Genomic DNA, 9,334 nt, shown 5'->3' on the forward strand with positions numbered 1-9,334 from the left:
GAACGCCCTGTTGCGGCGGCTGCGCCGGCAGCCCGCTTCGAAGGCCCGGGCCGGCCGGGTTCGGGCGCGCACCGGGGCGGGAGTGGCCTACGGGCTTGGGTCTGGCCTGCTGCGCCGGCTCCGCCGCGGGGTGCGGTGTGCGCAGGCGGGCCTCCATCAGGTCCAGCGACCGGGCGAGAGCGACGCCCGCGGCCAGGACGGACGGGGCCGGTCCCGCCGCGGCGAGGCGGTCCCGGAGCCGGGCGACGAGGTGGGGCGTGACGCGACCGGTCCGGGAGATCTCCTCCACGGCCGCCTCGCACTCGTCCCGGAGCGCGGTGATCTCGCTCGTGCTCTGCAACCGCGCGAGGTCGGACCGCACCTCCCCGAGGAGGGCGAGGAGTTCACGGGTGTCCTCGTCCAGGGGCGGAACGGGGACGGGGACCCACCCGCCGCCGGCCGTGACGTGCGCGGTCGATTCACCGGTCGGGCCCGAGGACGTGCCCTCCGGCCGCTCCCCCTGTGCTGCCATCAACTCTCCTCGGAACGCTGCCTCGTTCAGCCGATCCAACCGCATGCCGGGAGGACGGGCAATCGGGCGGGGGGTCTGCCATCGGGACGCGGCGGAGAGCGTCCTGGGGCTGTTCCCGGGTCTCCTGCCCGGGTGACATCACTGGTTCTGCGGGGGCTCCGCCGACCAGATCCGGCTGCTCAGGTCCGAGCCCCGCAGGACCTGGACGCGCCAGGGGTCGATGCGCAGCAGGTGGTAGTCGGGACTGTCGGGGCCGGCGCTCCAGTAGAGGTGGGGGTCGTAGCCGACGCCCGGGGGGCTGTTGCGGCGGTACAGCTCCCAGGCGCGCAGCTTGGTGTCGCGGTCGGGCACCCAGGCCGAGACGCTGTCGACGAACACCGCGTCCTGGCGGGGGTGCCAGTAGGCGTACGTCGTGTGCGGGTTGCGCGCCAGGTGGGCGGCCTTCACCGGGGTGCGGAAGACCGCCAGCCATCCGACGGGGCGCCCGTCGACGGTCTCCCAGACGGGCTGGACGACGCGGGCCCGGGGGCGGTTGTGCCGGTCGACGGTGACCATCGTGCAGTAGACGGTCTGCTGGACGTATTCGACGAAGGCGGCCTCGATCTCGGAGAACGAACGCACCTGTGCAGTGCCCATGGCGATACCTCGGATTCACATGCGCGGGGACGGAAACGGGGAAACGGGCGGGCCGCCCGGCCGCTCCACGGGGAGCGGCCGGACGGCCGGTGGTGTCCGATCGGCGGACCTCACGGGTCACGGGGCGGGCGGGAAGTGCCCCTCCTGGACGAAGAACTCCACGTACGTGGCGAAGAGTTCACGGGTCAGCGGCGGGCAAGAGATGTCCGTCCCGGCCAGTGCCGCCTCGGTCTCGGCCGTGTCGATGGGCGGGTAGAAGCCGTCGGTGTCGGACGTCATCATCTCGAAGGCGTGCAGCAGCGGCAGCAGGGCGTTGTCCCGGTCGGACCGCACGGTGTCGTTCCATCGCTCCCGGTCGGTCTCGTCGATCCGGTAACCGAGTTCGCGCAGGTACGACACACAGTCGGCGAGGCTCAGTGAGCTGCGGTTGAACAGGTGGAAGGTGCCCCCGGCCGGCTCGCGCTGTGAGATGCCGACGATGGCGGCGCTGACGTAGTCGACGGGCAGCAGGTGGAAGCGGCCTGCGACGCCGGCCGGCGCGGCCTGCGCCTGGAGGAGGCCCTTGAGGCTGAGCCAGACGAAGTCGCGGGTCTGGCAGGCCCCGTTGCGGGTGTCGCCGGAGATGACGTCCACGCGGTGCACCGACACCGGCAGTCCCCGGTCCCGGGCGAGACCGACGAGCTGCTCGGCGACCCACTTGGACTGGAGGTAGCCGCTGGGCAGCGCTTCGGCGGGGCCGGTCGGGTCGGTCACCTTCAGGGGGACACCGGGCGTGACCGGGCCGTTGAAGACACCGACGGTGGAGATGTAGTGCACGGGGACCGTGCGGTGGCGGGCCGCCAGGCGCAGGATCTCCCGGGTGCCGTGGACGTTGGCCGCGCGCAGCGCCTCGTAGGGGTGGAGCCAGTGCACGGTCGCGCCCGCGTGGTAGACGGCGTCCACGGTGCGGGCGAGGCCGTCGAACTCCTCCTCGGTCAGGCCGAGTCGCTCCTCGGCCAGGTCCCCGGCGCGGACCCGCAGCCGGCTCTCGTCGATCTCGTCCCAGACGCGGTACCAGGTGAGGCTGGAGCGCAGCCGCTCGTACGCCGCCGCGTCGTCGGCGCCGCGCACCAGGCAGTGCAGGCGGGCGGTCGTGGTGCGCATCAGGTCGCGCACCAGGAACGCGCCGAGGAAGCCGCTCGCGCCGGTGACGAGGATGTCGGAGGGGTCGGTGACGGTACGGACGACCTCGTCGGCCGGGCGGATGTCGGCGGGCAGGTCGAGGTCGGCGGCGTAGTCCACGGCCGGTCCCGCCTCGGCATCGCCCTGGGGCGCGAGGAGTTCGGTGCGCAGGTGTGCCGCCAGGGCCCGGGGCGTCGGGTGGTCGAAGACCAGGGTGGCGGGCAGACGCAAGCCGGTAACCGTCGCGAGCCGGTTGCGCAGCTCGACGGAGGTGAGCGAGTCGAAACCGCTGCTCTGCAGGGGCCGTTCGGGGTCGACGGGGCCGGAACGCCCGAGGACCCGGGCGATCTCGGCCGACACGGCGTCGAGGACGACCGTGTGCTGTGCGGCCTCGTCGAGTCCGGCGAGCCGGTCGGCGAGCCCGGGCCCCGCGTCGGCCGCGCCGCGCGCCGTGGCCCGGACCGGCACGCGCACCAGCGACCTGAGCAGCACCGGGATCTGCGGCTGACGGCGCAGGACGGGGATGTCCAGCGGGGTGGCCACGAGGTAGGGGCGGCCGGTGTCCAGGGCCAGGTCGAACAGGGCCGTGCCGAGCTCCTGCGGGACGGTGCGGAAGCCGCTGCGGGCGATCCGCTTCAGATCCGTCTCGGTCAGGCCACCCGTCAGGCCGGTCGCCTGCTCCCACAGGCCCCAGGCGATGGACGTGGCCGGCAGACCCGACGCTGCGCGGTGCCGGGCGAGCGCGTCCAGGTGGGCGTTGGCCGCGGCGTAGGTGGACTGGCCGGGACCGCCGACGGCCGCCGCCACGGACGAGAAGAGCACGAACGCCGTCAGCCCGGCGTCCCGGGTCAGCTCGTGCAGGTTCCAGGCCGCGTCGGCCTTGGGCCGCAGCACGGCGTCGAGCCGCTGAGGTGTCTGCGAGGCGATGACGCCGTCGTCGAGGATGCCCGCGGTGTGGACGACACCGCGCAGCGGGTGCGCCGCCGGCACCGAGGCGAGGATGCTCGCGAGGGCGGCACGGTCGGCGACGTCCGCGGCGGCCACGGTCACGGTCGCGCCCAGCGCCCGCAGTGCGGAGCACAGCTCGGAGGCGCCCGGGGCGTCCGGGCCGCGCCTGCTGACCAGCAGCAGATGACGCACGCCGTGCTCCGTGACCAGGTGGCGGGCGAAGTGCGCGCCGAGCGAGCCCGTACCACCGGTGACCAGAACGGTGCCCTCGGGATCCCAGACCGTGCGACGTCCGTCGACGGCGGGCTGCGGTACGGGGGTGCGCAGCAGACGCGGTACGTGGATCCGGGGGGCGTCCGCGGAGGTGGTGCCGGGGCTGGGGCTGGTGCCCGGGCCTGGGCTGGCGCCCGGGCCAAGGCTGGTGCCCGGGCCGGAGGGGGTGCCCGGGCCGCGGGTAGTGCCGAGGCCGGGGGTGGTGCCCAGGCCGGAGGTGGCGCCGAAGCCGGGGGTGCCGAGGCCAGAGGGGGAGCCCGGGCCAGAGGGGGTGCCGCGGCCGGGGGTAGTGCCGCGGCCGGACGTGGTGTCGCGGATCGCGGCCTGTGGTTCGCCGGAGGCGACCACGGCGGAGAGCGTGTCCGGGTCGGGTTCGCCGTCCGTGTCGACCAGGACGATCCGCCCCGGCGACTCCGACTGCGCCGAGCGCAGCAGGCCCCAGGCGGCAGCGGCGGCGGGGTCGGTGACGTCCTCGTCGTCGGCGACGGCCGTGGCGCCCCGGGTGACGACGACCAGCGGCGTGCCGGCCAGGGCCTCCTCGGCGAGCCACTGCCGCGCCCAGGACAGGGCCCGGCCCACGGTGTCCCTGACGGCGTCCCCCGCGGTCGCTCCCGCGGGGGTGGTCAGATCGAGGCGTACGGCCCCGATGCGCTCGCCGGCCGCCGTGACCGCCGCGGTGACGGCGGATACGTCCGGGGGCACGGTGGAGTCGAGGGTGAGCCAGTCCAGGGAAGCGGCGGGCAGCGGGCGGGCGATCCACTCGACGTGGTGGAGGGCGTCGCGGTGCCGGGAGCGGGCGGCCCGCAACGCCTCGGCGTGGACGGGCCCGACGGTCACGGCATCGGCGACCGCGACCACCTGCCCGGCCGGGTCGGTCAGGCGCACCGCGTAGGTGTCGTCGGCGCCGGGGAGGGGGGCGAGGTGCACGCGCAGGGTGTCCGCACCGACGGCGTACAGCCGCAGGCCGCGCCATCGGGTGACCGTGCGCGGCAGACCGGGCAGAGCAGCCGCGTACAGCGGTTGCAGGGCGGCCTCCAGCAGCGCCGGGTGCAGCCCGAACCCCTCGGCGTGCGCATCGGTGTCGGGGTCCAGGGCGACCTCGGCGAACACCTCGTCGACGCGCCGCCACATTCCCGTGAGCCGTCGGTACGCGGGACCGTAGTGCACACCGGCGGTGTCGAAGTGCTCGTACAACTCCGGTGCCCCGCTCGGGTCGAGGCCGGCGAGTGGCTCCGCCCCGGCCGGTGGCCACGGCGTCGGCTCGGTGTCCGCCGGCGGAACGAGCGGGGTGTCGCCGAGCAGGCCGTGGGCGTGGCGGGTCCAGGACGCGTCGGCCTCGTCGGGCCGGGCGTGGACGGTGAGGACGCGCCGGCCGTCGGTGTCCGGTTCGCCGACGCGGACCTGGAGGTGCAGGGCCCCCTCGCGGGGCAGCACCAGTGGCGCGTCGACGACGAGTTCGTCCACGGCCGTGCAGCCCGTCTCGTCCCCGGCCCGGACGGCCAGTTCCGCGAGGACCGTACCGGGCACGACGGTCTCCCCGGCGACGGTGTGCGCGGCGAGGAGCTGGTCCGTACGGGCGGACAGGCGGGTCGTGAACAGCGCCTCGTCGCGGTCGCCGGGGAACAGCGCGGCGCCGACGAGGGGATGGTCCGTGCTGTCCAGGCCGAATCCGCCCGCGTCACGGCGACCGGCCGCGAGCGCGTCGGTCCAGTACCGCTGGTGCTGGAAGGCGTAGGTGGGCAGCGGGACCCGGCGGGCTCCGGACCCGGCGAAGTACGCCTCCCAGTCGACGGGCACACCTCGGGTGTACAGGGTGCCGACGCCGTCGGCCAGCGCGGAGGGCTCGGGCCGGTCGGAGCGCTGGAGGGCCTGGACGGTGATGTCGTCCCGGTCCGCGAGCACCGTCTGCGCGAGGGCGGTGAGGACGCCGCCGGGGCCGATCTCCACGACGGTCCGCACCCCCTGGTCGTACAGGGTGGTGACGGCGTCGGCGTAGCGGACGGCCTGGCGGACCTGGCTCGCCCAGTAGTCCGCCGAGCGAAGATCCTCACCCTCCGCCAACCGGCCCGTCACCGTCGAGACCACCGGGAGTCGCGGCACCTCGTAGCGCACCTCCTTCGCCACCGAACGGAACTCCTCCAACATCCCGTCCATCAACGGCGAATGGAACGCATGCGACACCTCGAGACGACGCGTACGCCGACCCGGCAACCCAGCCAGTACGGCCGCCACCGCATCGTCCGCGCCCGAGATCACCACCGCAGACGGACCGTTCACCGCGGCCACACCCACCGCGTCACCACGCTCACCGACCGCCGCCAGCACCTCCCCCTCCGAGGCCTCCACCGCGACCATCACACCCCCCGCCGGCAACGCCTGCATCAACCCCGCACGCGCCGCCACCAACCGAGCCGCCTCACCCAGACCCATCACCCCCGCCACATGCGCAGCCACCAACTCCCCCACCGAATGACCCGCAACGAACCCAGGCCGCACACCCCACGACTCCACCAACCGGAACAACGCCACCTCAAACGCGAACAACGCCGGCTGCGTCCACCCCGTCCGAGACAACAACGACCCCTCAACCGCGAACATCACCTCCCTCAAAGAACCACCCAACAACGGATCCAGCACCCCACACACCTCATCCAACGCCCCCGCGAACACCGGGAACGCGGCATACAACTCCCGCCCCATCCCCGCCCGCTGCGCACCCTGACCCGAGAACACCACCGCCAGTCCGCCGGCACGGACAGGTGCCTCGGAGCTCGTGGGGGTCTCGGCGAGGTGTTGGAGGGCGGCGGACAGGTCGTCGCGGTCGGTTCCGGTCAGGACGACTCGGCGGTCGTGCAAGGTTCGTGTGGTGGCGAGGGAGTAGGCGAGGTCGGTGGCGGACTGCTCGGGGTGGGCGGCTACGTGGTCGTGGAGCCGTCGGGCCTGGGCGCGCAGGGCGTCCTCGTCCGGTGCGGAGAGCAGCCAGGGCACGGCCGGGAGCGTGCGCGGCCGGTCCGGAAGGGTCTGAGACTGGTCCTCCGCTTCCGGGGCCTCCTCCAGGATGACGTGGGCGTTGGTGCCGCTCACGCCGAACGCCGAGACGGCGGCGCGGCGCGGGGCCGTTGCCCGAGGGGTCCACTCGCGGGCCTCGGTGAGCAGTTCGACCGCGCCGGAGCTCCAGTCGACCATGGGCGTGGGCCGGTCGACGTGCAGGGTCCGGGGCAGCAAGCCGTGCCGCATGGCCTGCACCATCTTGATCACACCGCCCACACCCGCGGCGGCGACGGTGTGACCGATGTTGGACTTCAGCGAGCCCAGCCACAGGGGACGGTCCCGGTCCCGGCCGTACGTCGCCAGCAGCGCCTGCGCCTCGATCGGGTCGCCCAGCCGCGTGCCCGTGCCGTGCGCCTCCACCGCGTCCACCTCGGCCGGAGCCAGACGGGCGTTCTCCAGGGCCTGACGGATGACACGCTCCTGCGACGGGCCGTTCGGCGCCGTCAGACCGTTCGAAGCACCGTCCTGATTCACCGCACTGCCCCGCACCACCGCCAGCACCCGGTGCCCGTTGCGCACCGCGTCCGAAAGCCGCTCGACGACCAGCAGGCCGACGCCCTCCGACCAGGAGGTGCCGTCGGCGGCGGCCGCGAACGACTTGATCCGCCCGTCGGGGGCGAGTCCGCCCTGGCGTGAGAAGTCGACGAACCCGCCGGGGGTCGCGGTGATCGTCGCGCCTCCGGCGAGCGCGAGGGTCGACTCCCCTCGGCGCACCGACTCCACCGCGAGGTGCAGGGCGACCAGCGAGGACGAGCACGCCGTGTCGATCGAGACGGCCGGGCCCTCGAGACCGAAGGTGTAGGAGATCCGGCCGGAGGCCACGCTGCTGAGCTTGCCGGTCATGAGGTGGCCCTCGAGCTCGGCGGGCCCTTCGAGTCCGAGGTAGCTCTGCTCGATCACGCCGGCGAACACGGCGGTACGGCTGCCGCGCAGCGTGGCGGGGTCGATCCCGGCGTCCTCGAAGGCCTCCCACGCGGTCTCCAGGAGGACGCGCTGCTGGGGGTCCATCGCGCGGGCCTCGCGGGGCGAGATGCCGAAGAAGTCCGCGTCGAACTGGGCGGCGCCGTCGAGGAAGCCGCCCTCGCGGGTGTACGACGTGCCGGGCTCGTCGCGGTCCGTGCTGTACAGCGCGTCGAGGTCCCAGCCGCGGTCCGCGGGGAAGGGGCTGATGGCGTCCCGGCCTTCGGCGGCCAGGCGCCACAGGTCGTCCGGTGACGTGACGCCGCCCGGGAAGCGGCATGCCATGCCGACGATGGCGACCGGTTCGGTGGCGGCCGACTCGAGCGTCTCGATGCGCTCGCGCGCCTTCTGCAGGTCGGCGGTGACCCACTTCAGGTAGTCGACGAGCTTCTGTTCCCTGGTCTGGGCCTGCTCCTGCGCGCGGGACATGTCAGCGGACATGCGGAATCAGTCTCTCCTCGGTACCGGAAGGGTGGTGGTGCGGGGCGGCGGACGGCTTCAGTCCGCGGCCCGGCCGAGCTGGGTGTCGATGAAGTCGAAGATCTCGTCGGCGGACGCGTCCCCGAGGGCCGCGACATCGGCGCCGGCGGCGGACGGGGGCGGTGTGTACGCCGGTCCGGCCAGACGGTCGGCCAGCGCCCGCAGGCGCTCGGACAGCGCGACGCGGTCGGTGCCGGGAGGCGAGCCGTCCGCCGCCAGGGCGTCCACGGACGCCTCCAGGCGGTCCAGTTCCTCGGCCGCGGAGCGAACCGATCCGTCCTCGGTGCCGGGCGCCGCCGCTGCCGCCTGCGCCTGTACGTAGGCCGCCAGCGCGGCGGGGTTCGGATGGTCGAAGACGACGGTTGCGGGCAGGGAGAGACCGGTCTCGGCACCGAGCCGGTTGCGCAGTTCGACGCCTGTCAGGGAGTCGAAGCCGAGTTCCTGGAAGGGGCGGTGGGGCACGACGGCCGAGGTGTCGGGATGCTTGAGCACCTTCGCGACCAGTTCCGTGACGAGGGTCAGGAGGTACTGCTCCCGTTGTGCGTCGCCCAGCGGCGCGAGCCGCTCCGCGAGGGTCACCGTCCGGGGTGTCGTCTCCTCGGGGATGTCGGGCGTGACACGTGAGACATGATCCATGTCCCTTTTGCCGGTGGTGACTTCGTCGAGCCAGTACCGCCGGCGCTGGAAGGCGTAGGTGGGCAGCGGGACCCGGCGGGCTCCGGACCCGGCGAAGAACGCCTCCCAGTCGACGGGCACACCTCGGGCGTGCAGCGTGCCGAGCGCCTCGACCAGGGTCTCCGGCTCGGGGCGTCCCGCGCGGGTGGCCACGGTGGCGGTCAGGGCGTCGGGGTCGCGGACGACCTGGGCGGCGAGGGCGGCCAGGACGCCGCCGGGGCCGATCTCCAGGAGTGTGGTGACGCCCTCGGACTCCAGGGTGGTGACGGCGTCGGCGTAGCGGACGGCCTGGCGGACCTGGGTCACCCAGTAGTCCGCCGAGCGAAGATCCTCACCCTCCGCCAACCGGCCCGTCACCGTGGAGACCACCGGGAGGCGCGGCACCTCGTAGCGCACCTCCTTCGCCACCGAACGGAACTCCTCCAACATCCCGTCCATCAACGGCGAATGGAACGCATGCGACACCTCAAGACGACGCGTACGCCGACCAGGGAGAGAAGTCAGCACCTCATCCACCGCATCGTCCGCGCCCGAGATCACCACCGCAGACGGACCGTTCACCGCGGCCACACCCACCGCGTCACCACGCTCACCGACCGCCGCCAGCACCTCCCCCTCCGAGGCCTCCACCGCGACCAT

General features: G+C 73.8%; 4 protein-coding genes and 1 pseudogene. 1 reads left to right on the top strand and 4 read right to left on the bottom strand.

Translation table 11 applies throughout. The annotated features are described in order from the left end of the window. The 4 genes and pseudogenes from K4G64_RS36580 to K4G64_RS36595 all read right to left on the bottom strand — a co-directional run. A pseudogene (locus K4G64_RS36580) lies at positions 1–511 on the bottom strand (hypothetical protein); the annotation flags it as partial. A gap of 138 nt (positions 512–649) precedes the next feature. After that, positions 650–1,147, bottom strand: coding sequence for a pyridoxamine 5'-phosphate oxidase family protein (locus tag K4G64_RS36585; protein ID WP_221760194.1), 498 nt, complete (start codon positions 1,145–1,147; stop codon positions 650–652). Between the two features lie 117 nt (positions 1,148–1,264). Beyond that, positions 1,265–7,981: a type I polyketide synthase gene (locus K4G64_RS36590; RefSeq protein ID WP_221760195.1), complete on the bottom strand. Its 6,717-nt coding sequence runs from the start codon at positions 7,979–7,981 to the stop codon at positions 1,265–1,267. A 57-nt stretch (positions 7,982–8,038) separates the two neighbouring features. Beyond that, positions 8,039–9,235 (bottom strand): phosphopantetheine-binding protein, encoded by a 1,197-nt coding sequence (locus K4G64_RS36595; RefSeq protein ID WP_308122588.1) that lies wholly within the window; start codon positions 9,233–9,235, stop codon positions 8,039–8,041. Here K4G64_RS36595 and K4G64_RS41220 point away from each other — a divergent pair. Beyond that, positions 9,143–9,334 (top strand): hypothetical protein (locus tag K4G64_RS41220; RefSeq protein ID WP_308122589.1); only part of this gene is annotated, 192 nt, incomplete at its 3' end. The two genes, K4G64_RS36595 and K4G64_RS41220, sit on opposite strands and share 93 nt — an antisense overlap.

Source organism: Streptomyces sp. WAC04114, from assembly GCF_019733245.1.
GTDB classification, from domain to species: domain Bacteria; phylum Actinomycetota; class Actinomycetes; order Streptomycetales; family Streptomycetaceae; genus Streptomyces; species Streptomyces massasporeus_A.

Excerpts from the sequence above, each read along its gene's own strand:
- K4G64_RS36585 (WP_221760194.1), bottom strand. The coding sequence starts at position 1,147 with ATGGGCACTGCACAGGTGCGTTCGTTCTCCGAGATCGAGGCCGCCTTC.
- K4G64_RS36590 (WP_221760195.1), bottom strand. The coding sequence starts at position 7,981 with ATGTCCGCTGACATGTCCCGCGCGCAGGAGCAGGCCCAGACCAGGGAA.